This window comes from Gordonia sp. G4 (assembly GCF_057770005.1).
In genome coordinates, this window is the sequence record NZ_CM173442.1 from 2,892,698 (window position 1) to 2,910,492 (window position 17,795).

Consider the following 17,795-nt stretch of genomic DNA (forward strand, 5'->3'; position numbering starts at 1 on the left):
GAATGACTGACGAGGTCGCCGGTGCCGGCGAGGTCCGCACCGAGGATGCATTCGACGTCGAGGTGGTGGCGAAGTGGCTCGAGGCGAACGCCTCGGACCCGGCCGGTCTCGACGCGGTACCGCAGGTACGCCAGTTCGGCGGTGGCGCATCGAATCTCACGTACCTGCTGCGCTATCCCGCCAGGGACCTGATCCTGCGCCGGGCGCCGCGCGGAACCAAGGCGCGCGGTGCGCACGACATGGCACGTGAGTACCGGATCCAGTCCGAACTCGCGACCGCCATCCGCTACATCGCGCCGATGATCGCGTTCTGCGACGACGACTCGATCCTCGGCGCGGACTTCTACGTGATGGGCCGCATCGACGGCGTCATCCCGCGGACCGAATGGCCCGCGGATGTCCCGCTGGACGCCGAACAGGCGCGCGCGTTGTGTTCCAACTTCATCGACACCCTGGTGGAGGTGCATTCGGTCGACCCGAGCACCACGGGACTGGCCGATCTCGGCAAGGGCCCGGGATATGTCCGCCGCCAGGTCGACGGGTGGACCACACGATTCCGCAACGCGCACACCGAGGATGTACCCGATTTCGAGCAGACGATGGTGTGGTTGTCGGAGAACCAGCCCGACGACGTCGCGACGTGCGTCATCCACAACGACTTCAAGCTCGACAACGTCGTCCTCGACAAGGACGACCCCACCCGCGTGATCGGCATCCTGGACTGGGAGATGGCCACCCTCGGTGACCCGCTGATGGACGTCGCGGGATCGATGGCCTATTGGATCCAGGCCGACGACCCGGACGCCATGCAACTCATGCGCCGGGTCCCGACACATCTGCCGGGCATGGTCAGCCGCGCCGATTTCGTCGAAAAATACTGCGAGCGCATGGGTTTCGACATGACTCCGGAGCGCTGGCGGTGGTATGAGATCTTCGGTCTGTTCCGCGCGGCGGTCATCGCGCAGCAGATCTACTATCGCTACTACCACGGCCAGACCAGCAACAAGGCATTCGAACGTCTCGGTTACGCGGTGGGGATTCTCGCGCAGCGATTGGACGACCTCCTGTTGTAATCGCTCCGACGAAAGGGCCGACATGGCCGACGATCTGATCGCCCCATCCAGCGCCGACGACGAGTTGGGGACGGGTGGTTATCGGCCCGAACTACGACGGACACTCGGCGGTTTCGCCGTGTTCGCGATCTCCTTCGCGTTCATCTCGGTCGCGGTGGGCGTCTTCGCCACCTACGGCGAAGTGCTCGCCACCGCCGGCCCGGTGGGCATCTGGCTGTGGATCATCGCCGCGGTCGGGCAGACGCTGATCGCGCTGGTCGTCGCCCAGTTCGCCGCCCGCATCGCGCTGAGCGGGTCGTCGTACCAGTGGGCGTCGAGGCTGGCGAACCCCAGGGTCGGGTGGCTCTTCGGGTGGCTGAGCTTCTGGTATCTCGCGATCGCCGTCGTCGCGATGGACAATGCGCTCGCCAGCCAGGCGCTGATGCCGCTGCTGGGGATGGCCGAGGACGAGTCGGTCGCACGGGTCATCACCGTTGCTGTACTCGTCGTCCAGGCTGTCCTGGTCATCGCGTCGACCCGGCTGCTCGGTCTGTTCACCTCGGGAGCCGTCGCCGTCGAACTGGCGATCGTCGCGATCCTGGTCGTCGCGCTCGCGGTGGTGATGGTGGTCACCGGCAGCGGCCATCTCGGCAACCTGGGTTCGGCGGGGATCGCCGCGGGTGCGCCGGACTACTGGGCCATCGGCGGGGGAGTGATGGCCGCGATGGTCATGGGCCTGACGACCCTGGTGGGCTTCGACTCGGCGGCGAACCTCGCCGAGGAGGCCAAGGATCCGTTCCGGAGCGTTCCACGCGCGATCGTCGGTTCGGTGGTGGCCGCCGCGGTCGTCGGACTGGGCTTCCTCATCGTCCTGACCCTCGCGATCGAGGACGTCGCCGCGGTCAGCCGCGACGGCTCACCGGTCGCCGCGATCATCCGCGACCAGCTGGGATCGGTTGCCGAACGAATCCTGTTGGTGTGCATCGTGTTCGCGATGTTCGGTGCCGGAATGGTCGTGATGGCCGCCTGCGCCCGGCAGGTGTTCGCGATGGCCAGGGACGGGCGGTTCCCGGCGCATCGGCTGATGCGCCGGGTCAATCCGCGAACGCAGACGCCGGTCCCGGCGACGCTGCTCATCCTCGGCGTCGGCGTGGTGTTGATGCTCGCACTCCCGGGTTCGGCACTCATCGAACTGATCATCGCCTCGACGATCCTGCCGGCCCTCATCTACGGCGGGATCGTCGTCCTGTATCTCGTGGTCCGAAAGCGCCTGGAGCGCAAGGTCGGTGGTTTCAGCCTCGGCCGTTTCGAGTTCCCCATCGCGATCGCCGCCCTCATCTGGGTGGTGTTCGCACTGTTCGTCCTCGTCACTCCCGATGACGCGACCGTGCCGACGCTGATCGTCCTCGGACTGATAGCTGCGGGGGCGCTGTACTTCGCCTGGATGATGGTCCGGAATCGCCAGGTACTCGACTCCGAACCCGGCGTCGACGAATTTGCCGCGTCGTCAACCGAATCGAGCGACTAGTCCACCGGCTGCGTCAGACCGTCATCCCTCGCCACACCACATCGAACACAGCACGCAATCGGTCCTGTGTCGCCGGGTCTTCCAGGTGGTCTCCGCGAACCACGATCTGGTAGTACGCGGCACCGGCGATGGCGTCGAAGCAGGCTCCGACGTCCAGATCGGTGCGCAGGAGACCCCGTTCGATCCCGGTGCGGAGGGCGGCCTCCACAGGGACGCGGCGACGTGCGACATGCGAGGTATCGGGGAATTACGAGACCGCTGTACTGCGAATGGAACGTCAGGTGAACAGAAGACGAAACGCTCACCGACGCGGGCTCACTGATGCGTGGGGCTCACGGCACGCACGCGGGCGCAACTAGTCCAGCCCCTCCTGGGCCCCGCGGTCTCCGCGTCGGACACCGGCGCGCTGGACGAGCACGATGGTGGTCCCGAGCAGTCCGACGGCCAGACCGGTGAGACAGATCTCGAGAGCGTGGTCGCCGCCCAGATCGGAGATCGCCACGACGAGCGTCGCCACGGCCCACGCGATCATCCCGACCACGATCACCGGCTCCGGGGCGCGCAGCGCGCGCGGTAGATCGGGGATCTCAGGTGTCGCGGACATGGACAACAGGGTAGCTTTCGGAACGTGCCACACGATGAGCCCAGTGAGTCTCGCGATCTGAGGTCCTCTGACACTCCCGGTGATGCGGACACCTCGAGCCACTCGCACAGCCAACCCGACTTCCCGGCGACCTCCCCCGGGCCGGACAGTCCGGTCGCGAGCGGCCCGCTCGACCGGTTCTTCAAGATCTCCGAACGGGGATCGACGATCAATCGTGAGCTCCGCGGCGGTCTCGTCACCTTCTTCACGATGGCCTACATCGTGGTGCTCAACCCGATCATCATCGGCGGTATCCCGGGCGGCGACAAGAACACCGACGTCCTGGGCAACGTCCTGCCGCTGGCGCAGGTCGCCGCGGTCACCGCACTCGTCGCGGGTGTGATGTCGATCCTGTTCGGCCTCGTCGCCAACTATCCGTTCGCGATCGCGGCGGGCCTCGGCATCAACAGTCTGCTGGCAGTGTCCATCGCCCCGCAGGTGACCTGGCCCGAGGCGATGGGTCTGGTGGTCGTCGACGGCATCATCATCGTGCTGCTGGCCGTGACCGGATTCCGCACCGCGGTGTTCAACGCGGTGCCCGCCGAACTGAAGGCCGCGATCGCGGCCGGAATCGGCTTGTTCATCGCCTTCATCGGCTTCGTCGACGCGGGCTTCGTCAAGCGCATCCCCGACGCCGCCGGGACCACGGTGCCGGTGCAGTTGGGCATCGACAACTCGATCTCCACGGTCCCCACCCTGATCTTCGCGGTCGGGGTGCTGCTCATGGGCGTCCTGGTGGTGCGCCGGGTCCCGGGTGGTCTGCTGATCGGCATCGCCCTCACGACCGTGCTCTCGATCGTGCTGGAGCAGATCTTCGACTACGGGTCGAGCGTCGAGAACCCCTCGGGCTGGGGTCTGAGCGTGCCCGACATCCCCAGCGCCCTCGGCGGTCTGCCCGATCTCAGCCTCGTCGGCGACGTCGACCTGTTCGGCGCGTTCACCCGTATCGGTGTTCTTGCGGCATCGGTACTGGTCTTCGCGCTGGTGCTGTCCAACTTCTTCGACGCCATGGGCACCATGACCGGCCTCGGCAAGGAGGCCGGACTGGCCGACGAGAAGGGGAACCTGCCCGGGATCGGCCGCGCGCTGGTGGTCGAGGGAACCGGTGCCATCGCCGGCGGTGCCGCGTCGGCGTCGTCGAACACCGTGTTCGTCGAGTCCGCCTCCGGCATCGCCGAAGGTGCGCGCACGGGCCTCGCGAATGTCGTGACCGGTGTGCTGTTCCTGGTGGCGATGTTCTTGACACCGCTCTACGAGGTGATCCCGCTCGAGGCGGTCGCCCCCGCGCTGGTGGTCGTCGGCGCCATGATGATCGGCCAGCTCACGACCGTCGACTTCAAGCGGTTCGACTACGCGCTGCCGGCTTTCCTGACCGTGGTCACGATGCCGTTCACCTACTCGATCGCGAACGGCATCGGCATCGGCTTCATCAGCTGGGTCGTGATGGCGACCGCGGCGGGCAAGGCGCGCACCGTGCACCCGTTGCTCTGGTTCGTCGCCGCGATCTTCGTGGCCTACTTCGCCCGCGGACCGATCTCGGACCTCATCGGCTGACGCGCCGACGCCGCGCACTTCCGGTATGTCGGGTTTCCTGTCGTCCACCCGACTCAATTTCGCATTGCGTAGGTCTTCGGCCTGCTCGGCTGGCCTACCCTGGGTGGATGAATTCACCAGATGGTGACGGAAGCCTGTCCGGCGATCTGTCGCTCGCGGTCATCCGCCTCGCGCGCCGCCTCCGGGGCCGCCGCGAGAACAAGCTGGTGTCACTGACCCAGCTGTCCGCCCTCAACACGCTCCATCACGAGGGACCGATGACCCCGGGCGCACTCGCCGCGGCCGAGCGGGTCCGGCCACCGTCGATGACCAGGGTCATCGCCTCGCTGTCGGATCTGGGGATGATCAGACGGGAGCCCCATCCGACCGACGGCCGTCAGGCCATCGTGACGCTGTCGTCCGAAGGCGCCGACGTCGTGATCGACGAACTCGCCGCCCGCAAGGCGTGGTTGAGCGATCGGCTGGCGGAGCTGTCCCTCGACGAGCGGGAGATCCTGCGCGGGGCTGTGCACATCTTCGAGAAGATCCTCGGGCAGGCCGACACCGACGTCCCGCGTTCACGCGTGATGTGAGCCGTCCCCCCGCTCATGAGGAGTCTCCACTGCTCCCTGAGGAGTCCCGGAGCGTGCCCTGAGGGGTCTCCACTGCTCCCTGAGGAGTCCCGGAGCGTGCGGAGGGACGTCTCGAAGGGTCAGAAGAACGTGCCGGAGAAGGGTGCGCGGTCGGTCATGAACGCGTGGTCCAGGGCGCGCAGCGTCGCCGGGGAGTCGACGTGCAGGCGTCCCGCGGCCGCGAAGGCCGACGGTCGGATCCCGCCCAGGTAGATGCTCGAGAGCACCGAGATGTCCAGCCGGACCGTGGGCACCGCACCCGTCTTGGCCGGCGCGACGATCGCTCCGCCCTCGCGCACCGAGATGTCGAAAACGCCTCCGTGCCCGCGGAATTCGTCGGTCACCTCGATCACGGCATCCAGGTCGGCCGCGTAGTGGCGGCCGCCCAGGGCGGCCGGGACGTCGAGGATGCGCAGCCACATCGTGTCGGCGGTGCCGGTCACCGACACCGACCGCGGATTGACGAGCTTCTGCGGCAGCGGGTCGTCGACCGGGATCGACGCGGTGATCGACGGGATGAGGTCGAGGTTGATCAGCACACGCCACAGGTCGGTGTGCGCGTCGTCGGTCACCGCGAACACCTCGTTGACCTCGCCGCGCACCGCGCCGGTCTCGTCCTTGTAGATGCGGTAGCTCGCGTAGCCGTCGGCGTGCAGCAGATAGTGCAATCCGCTCGCCGACAGCGGCCGCTCCGACGCGCGGTCGGCCAGGATGGGATTCCACCACGCGGGTGTGCGGGTGAGGGCGCCCGGTGTCGTGAGGGTCCAGCGTGCGTGGAGATCGGGGATCGCCGCGGCCACCGCGTCGGCGTCGGCGTAGCGGACGGTGGCGTCGTCGGGCTGGGCGGCCCGTATCGCCGCTCCCGGGGTCAGCGACACCGAGTTCGCGAAACACGCCGGGCCGAAGCCGAACCGCTCGTAGATGGTGCCCTCACTCGCGGTGAGAATCGCGAAGGTGTACTTTTCCGACTCCCACTGCTCGACGAGTTCGGTGAGCATGCGTCGAAGGATGCCGCGCCGCCGGTGGGTCGACGCCACCGAGACCCACGACAGGCCGGCCGCGTCGGACACACCACCGCCGGGCAGCGACATCGACATCCGGTAGAACATCGCGACCCCGACGAGGGGCTGGGTGTCCAGGCCGGTGTCGCGCACCAGCACGACGTCGTCGTCGGCGACCTTGCCGCGCAGATCGGCGACCTCGTCGTCGGGCAACGGGTTGCGCATGGCGAACGCGCGGGCGTCAGTGGTGATGATGTCGGCCCAGTCGGCGTCGGTGGCGCGTTTCAGGGACAGACGTGACATCGGAGTCGAAGCGCTGGTCACGCCTTCCACAGTTTCATACCCCGGCGCTGTCGGGTTCGTCCGGGTGGCAGACTGTTGCGGTGCCCGGGCTCGCAGTGAACGTGATCGACATCGACGACCCGGAGGACCCCCGCGTCGACGACTTCCGCGATCTCAACTCCGTCGACCGCCGCCCCGACCTGCCGGTCCTGCCCGGTGGACGCCCGGGCCGCGGTCTCGTCATCGCCGAAGGCGTGCTCGTCGCCCAGCGGATGATCGCGTCGCGGTTCGAGACCCACGCATTCCTCGGGGTGGCCAAGAGACTCGACGAACTCGACGTCGATCTCCGGGACCCGTCGCTGGCCGGTGTGCCCTTCTACCGTGCCACCGCCGAGGTCATGGCCGAGGTCGTCGGTTTCCACCTCAACCGCGGCGTGCTCGCGGTGTCCCGTCGACCGTCGGTGCTCACGGTGCCCGACATCCTCAACGACGCCCGGACCGTCGCGATCCTCGAAGGTGTCAACGACCACGAGAACATCGGCTCGATCTTCCGCAACGCCGCCGGACTGGGCGTCGACGCGGTGCTGTTCGGTCAGGGTTGCGCCGATCCGCTGTACCGCCGCTGCGTGCGGGTGTCGATGGGCCACGCGCTGCTCGTGCCGTTCGCGCGGTTCGACGACTGGCCACGCGGCCTGGACCTGTTGCGGAACCAGGACTTCCAATTGGTCTCGATGACTCCCGACCCCGATGCGGTGACCCTCGCCGAGGCGGTCACCGCCGAGAAGGTCGGCTTCCTGGTCGGCGCCGAGGGTCCCGGCCTGACGGCTTCGGCGATGGCGGCGACCGATGTGAAGGCCCGCATCCCGATGAGCCGCGGCACCGACTCGCTGAACGTGGCGACCGCGGCGGCCGTTGCGTTCTACGAGCGCGCACGGTCGGGCACGATGGGGGAATGACCGTCGAGTCGGAGAACGGCGAGCCCACGCCATGGGTCCTGGGGATCATCGTCGGCGCCTCGTGCGCGTTGTTCGCCGCGTTCGTCCTGGTCGGGGTCTATCAGCTCATCGGGGGGATACTGCCCGTCCTCGGTATCGCCGCGGTTCTGGTCGTCGCGGGCGGCCTCGGCTGGACCCTGTGGGAGTTCCGGGCGCGGCCCGTGTGGCGCTGGGTCGTGTGGGGACTGCTGCTCGGCTTCCTCGCCGGTGTCGCGTCCTCGATCGCCTTGCTGGCGCTGGGGCGACCCCCCGCTGCCTGAGGAGCGAGCTTGCGAGCGTCTCGAAGGCTTCAGAACCCGAAGTATTCGCGGATGCGGCCGCGTTTACGGGTGGGCTGCTCCGGCGGCGCCGTCCGCTGCTGGGTGCGCGAAGCCGTTGCCGCGCGGTAGTTCTCGTAGTCGGCGGCGGTCGGTTCGTACTCGGCCGGGTGCAGCGCGAAGCAGGTGACGGTGATCAGCGCCGGGTCGAGGTCCGACTCCGCGAGCGGGTGGGTGTAGCGGAATCCGAGCCACGCGCGGTTCGACTCCTCGGCGAGGTGCCCGGGGTGGAACGGCAGTGACATCGGCGCGGTGGGGACGCCGTCGGCGTGGCTCAGCGGGTGTTCGCCGCCCCAGAACGGTTTCTCGAACGTGAACGGCAGGCCGTGATCCTCGTGGATCGTCACCGGGTCGGCCGCGAAGGAACGCCGAAGAGTCCCCGACTCCCACCGGGCGAACACCCCGAGCGAGGCGTCGGGTTCGGTGTAGAGCAGGGTCGTCGTCGCGCTGGGGCGCATCCGTGCGAGCGCGCGGGTCAGCGTCGACGGTGTGGTCGTCTCGAACAGCGAGCAGGACACGACGGCCAGGGGGCCGTAGAAGCCGGCGTAGACATGGGTGTCCCGGGCCGCGGCGGCCGCCGCGAGATCGGTGTCGACGAGAGGGACGAGCACGCTGTCGCCGAAGATGGCGGTGGCCAGCTGGTGGGCGTGCTGGGAGTCGTTGGCCGGACCGGTGCGGAGGATCGCGGCCGGATCGTCGGAGTCGACGAACCAGACCGTGGCCGCGCGTGCCGAGGACACTCAGCTGTTCCCGTTGCTGCGCACGCCGAGCAGGACATCCTCCCACGCCGGGACTGCCGGTTTGCGTGTCTTCTTCCGACGCGGACGTTCGGGACCCGACGCCGGGGCGGACGGCGCCTCGTCGGGGTCGGTGCCCTCGGCGTCGACGGCCGGTCCGGCGGTGGTTGTGTCCGGGCCGGATGCGGTCTCGCCGGGCTCGGCGGACTGCTCGTCGTCGAAGCCGAAGTCGAAGGGCACGGTGCCGTCGTCCTCGGCAGTGGTCCGCCGGTCGTGGCGGGCGCGCTGCGCACCGATGATCGAGTTCGCGTCGATGGTGACCTCTTCGCGCCCGTCCGGGGTCGTCTCGACGGCGACCTCGGGGGTCGCCACGGGGGTCAGGCGACGGCGCGGAGCGATGGTCTCGGGATGGGTGAGTTCGTCGGCGAGGTCGTCGAGCGGGTCGACGCTGCCGCCGTGCGAACCGGGCTGGTAGCGCCAGTGGGCCAGGTTGTCGGTGCGTCCGACACTCCAGGCCACCTGCACCACCCAGTAACCGTCGTCGCCCTTCCACGCGTCCCAGTCGGCGTCGTTCGGATTCTGGCCGTAGGCGAGGAGGCCCTCGGCGACCGACTCGACGAGCGTCGCGACGGCGGGACCGTCGTGGCGGACGGGGTGGGCAGCACCGGCGAGCTCGGTCGCGCGGCTGCGTTCGAGGAGGACCGGGTGGGCGAAGCGTTCGATCTTCTCGACACCCACCCCTGCTGCGGCCGCGACCTCGGCGACGGTTGCACCTGCTCGGATTCGTGCCTGGATCTCGCGTGGCCGCAATGCACTCTCCATCTCGATCTCGATCTGTCCCAGTCGTGAGATGTCGCCGCGGGCTGCGGCGCGGAGGCGTTCGTCGGAGGCGATCCGGAATTTCTCACCCGATTGCGGGTCTTGGCAGATCACATGGGAGCCGTCGGTTTCCACTCCGACGACGCGGAGCTCACGCATCTGCTCCTCCTCCGGTGGGTGCACGCATTGGGGTCACATTAACTCACCGATCTGCCGGTTCACTGTGGGACACGCGGCAAAACCGCAGTTCAGCACGCGTGGGGCTCAAGCGACGCCAGCGGTCGATGCGTCGGATGTGGTCTGTGTGAACCAGGCTACCGGTTCGTGAAGCACCGCCGGCGCGCCGCAACGATCCGTGCGGCGCGCCGGCGGCGTGTGGTCGACGAGGTGATCAGAGACGCTCGACGATGTAGTCGATGCACTCGGTGAGCTTGCTGACATCCTCGGGCTCGATGGCCGGGAACATGCCGATACGCAGCTGGTTCCGGCCCAGCTTGCGGTACGGCTCGGTGTCGACGACCCCGTGTGCGCGAAGGATCTTCGCGACCGACGCGGCGTCGACGTCGTCGGTGAAGTCGATCGTGCCGACGACCTGGCTGCGGTTGGCCGCCTCGCCGACGAACGGCGTCGCGAACTGGCTGGCCTCCGCCCACTGGTAGAGGCGCGAGCTGGAATCGGCGGTGCGCGAGACACACCAGTCCAGGCCGCCGTTGCCGTTCATCCACTCGATCTGGTTCGCGAACAGCAGCAGCGACCCGACGGCCGGGGTGTTGTAGGTCTGGTTCTTGCTGCTGTTGTCGACCGCGGTCGGCAACGACAGGAACTCCGGGCACCAGCGGTCGGTCTCGGCGATCTCCGCGACCCGAGCGAGCGCACGCGGGCTCATGAGCGCGACCCACAGGCCGCCGTCGGAGGCGAAGCACTTCTGCGGGGCGAAGTAGTAGACGTCGGCGTCGGCGATGTCCACGGGCAGACCGCCCGCACCCGAGGTGGCGTCGATGGCGATGAGCGCGTCATCCGAACCGGCGGGCCGGACGACGGGGACCGCGACGCCCGTCGAGGTCTCGTTGTGTGCCCAGCCGATGAGGTCGACGCCGCCGAAGTCGTCGGCGGTCAGCGCGGACGGATCGGGCGCGGTGCCCGGGTCGGTGGAGATGACCGCGGGATTGTCCAGGAACGGCGCCTTCTTGGCGACGGTCGCGAACTTCGACGAGAACTCGCCGTAGGTGAGGTGCAGCGACCGCTGCTTGATCAGGCCGAACGCCGCGGCATCCCAGAACGCGGTGGTGCCGCCGTTGGAGATCACGACCTCGTAGCCATCGGGCAGGGAGAACAGATCGGACAGGCCCTCGCGGATCGAGCCGACGACGTTCTTCACCGGAGCCTGCCGATGACTGGTGCCGAACACCGACGCGCCGGTGTCGACGAGGGACTGCAACTGCTCGGGGCGCACCTTCGACGGTCCGCAACCGAAGCGGCCGTCCGACGGCAGCAGGTCGGCGGGCAGGGTGATCGGTGCGGTGGCGGCTTCGCTCATGTCGGCAATTCTAGGGAGTGGCCCCCGCCACCCCGGGTTCGGTCCCTGCAACCTGCGAGAGGCGACGCCGGTTCCACCTCGGGTGGACGCCGCACGGGCGCGCTGGTTCCAGCAGGTTTCGCTGGTTCAAGCAGCGCTGATTCGGACGAAATCGCATGTTCGCGGGCTTCGCAGCAGTCAGGTGCCGGGGCACGAGGACTGGCGTATGACGATCCTGTCCTAGAAAGCGCGACGAACTGCGACAACGCGTCCCGCCGGACGAGTTGAACTTTCAGAAGATCGCCTGGCTGCCGCTGGATGTGATGGCGGCGACGATGAGGTCCCGTCCCCCTTCCCACCAATGTGACGGTAAGGCTCTGCCTGTTCCTACCGACCAAGGTGTAGCGCTTGAATGCTGAGGTCGCGCAACGGACGTCGCCGACGGTGACATAGCTTCCCGTATGTAGCTGGCCGAAGAGCTGCCGGTAAGTACGTCGGAGTAGACGCACGGAGGACCTGGTCGAAGTCGCCGGTGAATGCACGCTCGTGCTTGGCCGGTGCCCTCCGTCAATGTTCCGAACGGCTCTGTTCGGCGCCATATGATCCCGCGCCTGGGCGTGCGCCGAGAAGTCTTCCGCATTTCAGAGGCGCGGAGGATTTGCACAACCCAGTGGTGGGATCCACGCCGTCGTACGGCACTCCAACTCTCGCTACCTCCAAGGGAGAGCCAAGCGCGAGACTGTAGAGGGCTAGAACTGTTCTGGCTGCTGTCTGGTCAGGGTTCGGGCCACGCGGGTGATTGAGGCAGAGTCGGGAACCCTTTTTCGCCGAACAGTTTCGGCACCAACTCCGCAGAGGATCCGTCAGGTGCGAACGGGCTCTGACCGGAGTACGCCGGAATCCGATCGAGCATTCCTGCTGCCCATCGAGAACAGGGCCGCTCGTTGAAGGGCGGTTGCGGAGGGGGGCGGATGCCCCATGGCACCGCGTCGAACTTCCATGGATAGAAAACATCGAACTGCGGCGCCCGTGTTCCTGTTCCCGGTGCCGCTTTTTGCGGGATATTCGATCGCGGATCCACCGCGTTCGGGGGGAGTTTCGCTGTGAAGCTGAACTCGTATGCACTCAGATAGGCGCTTTCTGGTTCTCCCGTACGCACCTCAGCTCGACCGCTGCGCAGGTAGCAACCCCGGGCAGATAGCTCACGTTCTGAAGTTCGAATCTCCGCGATGTCGGCGTACATCGTGCCGAAGAGGGCCGGGAACGAGCCCTCGGGCCGCTTCGGTGCGAAAAGGCAACCGACCCTGTTCCTGACTTCGGTCAGGTTAGTGCGCACCGCGGATTGCGGTGATGAGCTTCTGCAGGTCGTCGGGTAGCGGGTCGGCGGCGGTGATGGTGTGGGCGCCGGCTTTGATCTGCACGGTGCGGTAGCGGCGGGTGGTGGTGACGAACTTCTTGATCGACCAGCCAGAGCGTTCCTCGATGACGCGGGTGATCGCGAGGGCTGCGAACACGATGGTCAGGTGGGCTTCGATGGAGTCGCGGGTGTGGTGGAAGATCGGCCGGGCTGCGAGGTCAGATTTCGACATCCGGAAGCTCTTCTCGATCCGCCACAGTTGGTGGTAGGAGCCGATCACGAATTCCGGTGTCGGGGAATCAATGTTGGTGGCGTAGGCCTTCCAGCCGGCCAACGTGCGGGCTTTGGTTTCGAGTTCACGGTTGACGCTTTTGTCCGCGCCTTTGAGCGTGACGAATCGGTTGCGCTTGACCGGCGCTTTGCCGGCAACAGCGTTCTCAGCTTTGGCGACCTGCTCGTTGACGCCGCGCACACTGCGCCGCGCCCGGTCGGCGCTGTATTTGTAGTAGACGACGTGGTCGCGGCGCTTGTTCTTCGACCCCGCCGGAAACGGCTGGGTCAGCACCAGTCCGTCCGGAGGTGTGGAATCGGGATTGTTGGTGTGCCACTGTGCAATCAAGTACGGGATTGTTGGGATCCTCTCGCCGAGGATGAACGACAGCCCGGCGGCCTCGATGGCTTTCTTGTTGGCATCGGAGATCATCCCAGCATCGGCGACCACGGTGATGTCGGACACGTGGTGGGCGGCCATGAACGCCCGCAGGGTGGGCAGCATGGTGGCGGTCTCGGCCCGGTTGCCCTCGAACGCTTCGATCATCAGTGGAAACCCGGTCGCGTCGGTGAGCAGGCCGACGGTGATCTGCGGCTCAAGGCGACGTTCCTTGGAGAATCCGGGCTCGCGGAACCCGTCGGCCTTGTCGGTCTCGAAATACAGCGTGGTGACGTCATACAAGATAAGGCTCGCCGGTCCCAACCCGGCGCGCGCTGCGCATGCCGCGGCAAGCCCGCGACGGAACTCCACGGTCGCGTACTGCGGGAGTCGGCGCGTCAGGCTGCGATAGGACATGGTGTCCACGCCGACTTCCTCGAGTACTCGCAGTGAATCCAGCTTGCTGGTCGGTTCAATGATCCGGGCTAGCACCAGATCCCGAAACACACTGTCTCGCTTTGCTGCTGACTCGAATCCGAGATCGACGTAGACCGCGGCCAGGGTGTCCCACAGGACCTGCATCCGCGACGACTGGATCGGCAGCGGCCCCGAAGCGGCGGCGAGACCGAGGTCGAGTTCGGTCTGCCCTGCGGCCAACCGCTTGGCGGCGACCTCCCTCAACGCCGCCAGCTCGGCCTCGGTGTGCGCCGAGCCGATGTGCTCGATGTTGCGTGATCCGCGCCGGTTCGAGTGCACGATTTGCACCGCCGTCGCTCCCGACGCTGTCTTCACCGTGCGTACATACGCCACCTAGGCAGCCTACGGACCAGCCCTTAGTGCACAAATTTCGACCACGAGACACCCAACACCGCAGGTCAGAGCTTCGCAAATCCCGCGGACCCTCCAACTTGTCCTAAGTCAGGTTTCAGAGGCGCGGAGGATTTGCACAACCCAGTGGTGGGATCCACGCCGTCGTACGGCACTCCAACTCTCGCTACCTCCAAGGGAGAGCCAAGCGCGAGACTGTAGAGGGCTAGAACTGTTCTGGCTGCTGTCTGGTCAGGGTTCGGGCCACGCGGGTGATTGAGGCAGAGTCGGGAACCCTTTTTCGCCGAACAGTTTCGGCACCAACTCCGCAGAGGATCCGTCAGGTGCGAACGGGCTCTGACCGGAGTACGCCGGAATCCGATCGAGCATTCCTGCTGCCCATCGAGAACAGGGCCGCTCGTTGAAGGGCGGTTGCGGAGGGGGGCGGATGCCCCATGGCACCGCGTCGAACTTCCATGGATAGAAAACATCGAACTGCGGCGCCCGTGTTCCTGTTCCCGGTGCCGCTTTTTGCGGGATATTCGATCGCGGATCCACCGCGTTCGGGGGGAGTTTCGCTGTGAAGCTGAACTCGTATGCACTCAGATAGGCGCTTTCTGGTTCTCCCGTACGCACCTCAGCTCGACCGCTGCGCAGGTAGCAACCCCGGGCAGATAGCTCACGTTCTGAAGTTCGAATCTCCGCGATGTCGGCGTACATCGTGCCGAAGAGGGCCGGGAACGAGCCCTCGGGCCGCTTCGGTGCGAAAAGGCAACCGACCCTGTTCTCAACGCTAGGCTCTGGGGCGGCTGCGACCGCGCCAGGATAAGCGGCCTGTCTCCCGAATACCGACAATTGGCAGGATTCGACGTACGCACGAGCAAGCTCGGCCGGCCTGCTGTGAAGTTCGATTCCCTCTGCGGCCGACCAGACGACGTTGTATGGACCTGCGGTCTCGGAGGGGTAGCGATAATCCTGCGGAGCGACGGTGGATGATGCCGACTGTGAGCTGAATGTGACTGATTGTTCAGCCGGGGCATCAGAGGTTGCACAACCGGTCCCGGCAAACGCCACCATGATGAGTACGGCAGAAGTGCCGCGTCTTATTCTCATCTAGTCTGAACCGTTCAGGATCATGTCGTCATAATTGTCGGGGTCGGTGGGATCGAAGTTCATTCGCCCTTGTTGGTTGCCGGTGCTGGTACCGGCACGCAGCGATTCCACCAACTGTGGGTTGTCTAGCGCCCCTTCCATCGCACTCAGGAGCTCGCCTTGGTCACCCTTGTGCTCGGAGAGGATGTCTGCGAGTGGCTTGAGTCGCCCGTCCCCGCTGTACCATTCGGCGGGTGCACCGGCGTCTGGTGCTGCGTCGATCCCCCTAAGCGCACCGTAAACGAGGCGAATCTCGTCTTCAGCTGCGGTGCCACCGGACCCCACACCGGTAGGAGGGCGGAATTCAATGTCGCCTGCAGATTCTGCGGGCAGAAGCCAGGGTGATGCCGCCGTGCCCGCGGCTCCTACAGCAATCACCGCCGGATGAGGGACACCGGTTAATCCAGCCGATGCAGAAGTAACTATGTTCCGGATCTTTGTGTCCGCAGCATTGTCGGCCTCCGTTCTGACGTTCTCGTCAAGCTGGAGATCGTACTCGGCTCCATAGAGTCCGGACTGCCCTAAGGCGCGGAGATTCGCGCTTAGCTCAGCCAATGATCGCGCTTGGTGCGGTTCTGTGGACGCCAGTTCGCCCGCGACGGTGCCGTTTCGAATCGTCTGATCGAGAATGTCGCGATAAAGGTCTGCGCCTGCCCCTGTGCCATCGGGATTCTCGTCAGTTGGCGCTCCGTAAGTGTTATCGCTCGCGATAAGGGTGAAGAGGCGTGCTGTACGGCGCTGCATCTCGTCGGGCGCAACGTCGGGATCGAATCCGGGGTGGCCATGGACTCCTGACTCGCCGCCCGCAAGGATGTTCAGATACGGCAGGGATGCCTCTCGGAGGGCACCCGCCAGATGCGGATTGATTTTTCCGATTGCATCTCCCGCAGTGTTGGCGTTCATCAAATTTGAAAAGTTGTTGGAGTCGGCGGTAGATGTGGCGAAATCGAATAGTCCGCTGAACGCGCGGTCCGCTAGCGCAACTCTGGTCGGGTCACCGCTTCCTCCACTGTCTCTGATCCAATCGATGAGACCACCCGCCGCGTCACCGCCGTCGTCCCAATCGTGCTTGAGGGCGTACCCGACCATGTCAGCCCTGTCGTAGTCGGTGAGCTTCTCGCCGCTGGAGTACTCACCAGTGAGGATGGCGGCTGACGCCTCGTGGTTTCTGGTGCCCACGTCCATAAAGGTTCGGATCGTATCCTCGTAGGTACGTTTGAGGGTCTCGTGGTTGTCGTGTGGTCCGCCGTAGTTGATCTCGGGTGCTATCAAGCCGCTGTCATCGACGCTTCGGCTTGCGCCACCTGCGGCTTTACGGATGAGTTCGGTGCCAAATCTCTCTCCCGGTGGCACGGTTCCGGAGTGAGCGAGGAGACCGGCGAGTGGAACATCGACGTTTCGGATGCGCGCCCCGTCATTGGAGTTGTGGTTGCTTGCCCAGTTCTGCACCCAGCCGGGCAAGTATTGATACCCCGTATTCGCGCCGACGTTCTCGTTCGACAGGGTGACGAGGCCTTGGCCGAGCGCCTTGGACCAGGAGTCCCCTGCGGGTGTGTGCATGCCATCGAACTTGGACTTCAGGTCGAACAGTCCGTCGGATCCCACCGAACCGTAGAACGTGTGGAGGTACTCCTGGACACCACGCGGGACGTCGTCCAGCTTCTCGCCGTTCATCAGCCGCGCGATCTGCTCGTCGCTCAGCCCCGCGGCTCTCAGACTGCGTCCGACCGCAGCAGCCTCTTCGTCGGTCCAGCCATCGGCGGCCAGCTGGCCGTGGCGCCGCCCGTCCTGCGCGCTGAGGGTGAGTGCCGGAGGTGCAATGGTGTGCAGGTTCCCGACGGCGGTCTGGATCAGGGCGGCGTGATCGGAGGCTGTGGTGGCCAGCTCGTCGGCTTTTCCCTTCACGAAGCTGGTCATCTCACGTTCCTTGTCGGCGATCTGACCAGGGGTCAGGTCGCCGTCCTCCTTCGGGACGTACCGCATCTTCCACGACGGATCAGTTTCGCTGACCAGCAGGAAGCGCTGCATTGAGGCGCCGAGGAGAGCGCCGTTGACCGCGGTCTTCGACGAGTCGATAGCCGCAGCGGCGTTGTTCAGCGCTGTCTGAAGATCGTCGACCTTGGCCGCTACCTTCTTGGCCCACCCGTTCTGGTCACTCGCTCGCGCATTGGCTGCCGACCTGGCGCCGCCGGCCCAAGACGTATTGGGCACCTGGTCGACGGTTCGTTCGGCGGCCTCGGAGTTCTCTCGAATGGCATTCGCCAGGCCGGTCAGCTTGGCCTCGGCTAGCTCCCAGGGCCGCCACGAATCCATGATCACTTTGGTCAGGGGTGGGTGCCCGCTCACCGGGGTGGCTCGTTCTCGGGGAGAGCGGAAAGAGTACGGAACTTGGTCGCGTTCTCGTCGTCGGCGTCGAGTGCGATCGTGCGCGCTGCGCGTACGGCAGATGCGAACGTCTCCCACTGCCCGGATACAGCGGTCTGCGCCTGCGTCAGTTTCGCTGTGGCGTCGGCACCCGCGCCGACGAGAGGTGAGTTCGGCATCGCCGTGTTGATTGTGGCGGTGACGTCTGGCCTAGACGCGGACTCGATGAAGTCGCCCATGCCCTCGAGCGCGCCTGCGACGCCGTCCATGGCACCTGAATTTACGACAAAATCTCCGCTCATCGTTCCCCCGACAGTCGTTGTGAGCACGTGACTTGGGGAACACATTACGTTGCGGGCCGCGAACCGACGAGCGGGTGTCCACAAGCTATCTGTCCAGGCTGGACGCTTA

The 17,795-nt window shown here is 66.1% G+C and carries 15 protein-coding genes and 1 pseudogene; 6 read left to right on the forward strand and 10 right to left on the reverse strand.

The genetic code is table 11. The features are described 5' to 3' along the window. Nucleotides 1–2: 2 nt before the first annotated feature. The gene (locus tag AC3B5T_RS12925) at nt 3–1,073 is read left to right on the forward strand and encodes a phosphotransferase family protein (RefSeq protein WP_055475773.1); all 1,071 of its coding nucleotides are present in this window, start codon (nt 3–5) and stop codon (nt 1,071–1,073) included. A gap of 22 nt (nt 1,074–1,095) precedes the next feature. Next, the gene (locus AC3B5T_RS12930) at nt 1,096–2,580 is read left to right on the forward strand and encodes an APC family permease (RefSeq protein ID WP_055475774.1); all 1,485 of its coding nucleotides are present in this window, start codon (nt 1,096–1,098) and stop codon (nt 2,578–2,580) included. A gap of 13 nt (nt 2,581–2,593) precedes the next feature. On the opposite strand, the pseudogene AC3B5T_RS12935 reads toward AC3B5T_RS12930, so the two are convergent. Both AC3B5T_RS12935 and AC3B5T_RS12940 read right to left on the reverse strand, forming a co-directional pair. Beyond that, nucleotides 2,594–2,800 (reverse strand): annotated as a pseudogene (locus tag AC3B5T_RS12935) (TetR/AcrR family transcriptional regulator C-terminal ligand-binding domain-containing protein); the annotation flags it as partial. A gap of 135 nt (nt 2,801–2,935) precedes the next feature. Beyond that, nucleotides 2,936–3,184, reverse strand: coding sequence for a DUF2530 domain-containing protein (locus AC3B5T_RS12940; protein ID WP_010844309.1), 249 nt, complete (start codon nt 3,182–3,184; stop codon nt 2,936–2,938). Between the two features lie 24 nt (nt 3,185–3,208). Between AC3B5T_RS12940 and AC3B5T_RS12945 the strand changes: the two genes are divergently transcribed. After that, nucleotides 3,209–4,777 carry an NCS2 family permease gene (locus tag AC3B5T_RS12945; protein WP_055475775.1) on the forward strand — a complete coding sequence of 523 codons (1,569 nt, stop codon included), beginning with the start codon at nt 3,209–3,211 and terminating at the stop codon, nt 4,775–4,777. Between the two features lie 107 nt (nt 4,778–4,884). After that, entirely contained in the window at nt 4,885–5,349 is a 465-nt protein-coding gene (locus tag AC3B5T_RS12950; protein WP_044506095.1) for a MarR family transcriptional regulator, read from the forward strand. A 119-nt stretch (nt 5,350–5,468) separates the two neighbouring features. Here the strand turns inward: AC3B5T_RS12950 and AC3B5T_RS12955 are convergent, their stop codons facing one another. Then, entirely contained in the window at nt 5,469–6,692 is a 1,224-nt protein-coding gene (locus tag AC3B5T_RS12955; protein ID WP_156354228.1) for a GNAT family N-acetyltransferase, read from the reverse strand. An 80-nt stretch (nt 6,693–6,772) separates the two neighbouring features. Here AC3B5T_RS12955 and AC3B5T_RS12960 point away from each other — a divergent pair, with 80 nt between their 5' ends. After that, on the forward strand, nt 6,773–7,627 hold the full coding sequence (locus AC3B5T_RS12960; protein ID WP_055475776.1) for a TrmH family RNA methyltransferase: 855 nt from the start codon (nt 6,773–6,775) through the stop codon (nt 7,625–7,627). Beyond that, nucleotides 7,624–7,926: a DUF2537 domain-containing protein gene (locus AC3B5T_RS12965; protein WP_055475777.1), complete on the forward strand. Its 303-nt coding sequence runs from the start codon at nt 7,624–7,626 to the stop codon at nt 7,924–7,926. Before AC3B5T_RS12960 ends, AC3B5T_RS12965 begins: the two co-directional genes overlap by 4 nt. Before the next feature lie 29 nt (nt 7,927–7,955). Here AC3B5T_RS12965 and AC3B5T_RS12970 read toward each other — a convergent pair whose 3' ends face one another. The 7 genes from AC3B5T_RS12970 to AC3B5T_RS13000 form a co-directional block, all read right to left on the reverse strand. Further along, a complete protein-coding gene (locus tag AC3B5T_RS12970; RefSeq protein WP_010844791.1) occupies nt 7,956–8,723 on the reverse strand; it encodes a DUF6928 family protein in 768 nt (255 codons plus the stop codon). Beyond that, nucleotides 8,724–9,698: a septation protein SepH gene (sepH, locus tag AC3B5T_RS12975; protein WP_488357433.1), complete on the reverse strand. Its 975-nt coding sequence runs from the start codon at nt 9,696–9,698 to the stop codon at nt 8,724–8,726. 232 nt (nt 9,699–9,930) lie between these two features. Next, nucleotides 9,931–11,076, reverse strand: coding sequence for a phosphoserine transaminase (serC, locus tag AC3B5T_RS12980; RefSeq protein WP_055475778.1), 1,146 nt, complete (start codon nt 11,074–11,076; stop codon nt 9,931–9,933). Beyond that, nucleotides 11,073–11,654, reverse strand: coding sequence for a DUF6054 family protein (locus tag AC3B5T_RS12985; protein WP_488357435.1), 582 nt, complete (start codon nt 11,652–11,654; stop codon nt 11,073–11,075). The genes serC and AC3B5T_RS12985 overlap by 4 nt, the downstream gene beginning before the upstream one ends. A 726-nt stretch (nt 11,655–12,380) precedes the next feature. Next, a complete protein-coding gene (locus tag AC3B5T_RS12990) occupies nt 12,381–13,871 on the reverse strand; it encodes an IS1634 family transposase (RefSeq protein WP_035718374.1) in 1,491 nt (496 codons plus the stop codon). 1,110 nt (nt 13,872–14,981) lie between these two features. After that, nucleotides 14,982–17,366, reverse strand: a complete 2,385-nt coding sequence (locus tag AC3B5T_RS12995) for a TPR repeat domain-containing protein (protein WP_488357437.1) — start codon at nt 17,364–17,366, stop codon at nt 14,982–14,984. Further along, on the reverse strand, nt 17,363–17,653 hold the full coding sequence (locus AC3B5T_RS13000) for an invasin (protein ID WP_488357438.1): 291 nt from the start codon (nt 17,651–17,653) through the stop codon (nt 17,363–17,365). The genes AC3B5T_RS12995 and AC3B5T_RS13000 overlap by 4 nt, the downstream gene beginning before the upstream one ends. Between the last annotated feature and the right edge of the window lie 142 nt (nt 17,654–17,795).

Excerpts from the sequence above, each read along its gene's own strand:
- AC3B5T_RS12925 (WP_055475773.1), top strand. The coding sequence starts at position 3 with ATGACTGACGAGGTCGCCGGTGCCGGCGAGGTCCGCACCGAGGATGCA.
- AC3B5T_RS12930 (WP_055475774.1), top strand. The coding sequence starts at position 1,096 with ATGGCCGACGATCTGATCGCCCCATCCAGCGCCGACGACGAGTTGGGG.
- AC3B5T_RS12940 (WP_010844309.1), bottom strand. The coding sequence starts at position 3,184 with ATGTCCGCGACACCTGAGATCCCCGATCTACCGCGCGCGCTGCGCGCC.
- AC3B5T_RS12950 (WP_044506095.1), top strand. The coding sequence starts at position 4,885 with ATGAATTCACCAGATGGTGACGGAAGCCTGTCCGGCGATCTGTCGCTC.
- AC3B5T_RS12955 (WP_156354228.1), bottom strand. The coding sequence starts at position 6,692 with ATGTCACGTCTGTCCCTGAAACGCGCCACCGACGCCGACTGGGCCGAC.
- AC3B5T_RS12965 (WP_055475777.1), top strand. The coding sequence starts at position 7,624 with ATGACCGTCGAGTCGGAGAACGGCGAGCCCACGCCATGGGTCCTGGGG.
- sepH (WP_488357433.1), bottom strand. The coding sequence starts at position 9,698 with ATGCGTGAGCTCCGCGTCGTCGGAGTGGAAACCGACGGCTCCCATGTG.
- serC (WP_055475778.1), bottom strand. The coding sequence starts at position 11,076 with ATGAGCGAAGCCGCCACCGCACCGATCACCCTGCCCGCCGACCTGCTG.
- AC3B5T_RS12985 (WP_488357435.1), bottom strand. The coding sequence starts at position 11,654 with ATGGCGCCGAACAGAGCCGTTCGGAACATTGACGGAGGGCACCGGCCA.
- AC3B5T_RS13000 (WP_488357438.1), bottom strand. The coding sequence starts at position 17,653 with ATGGACGGCGTCGCAGGCGCGCTCGAGGGCATGGGCGACTTCATCGAG.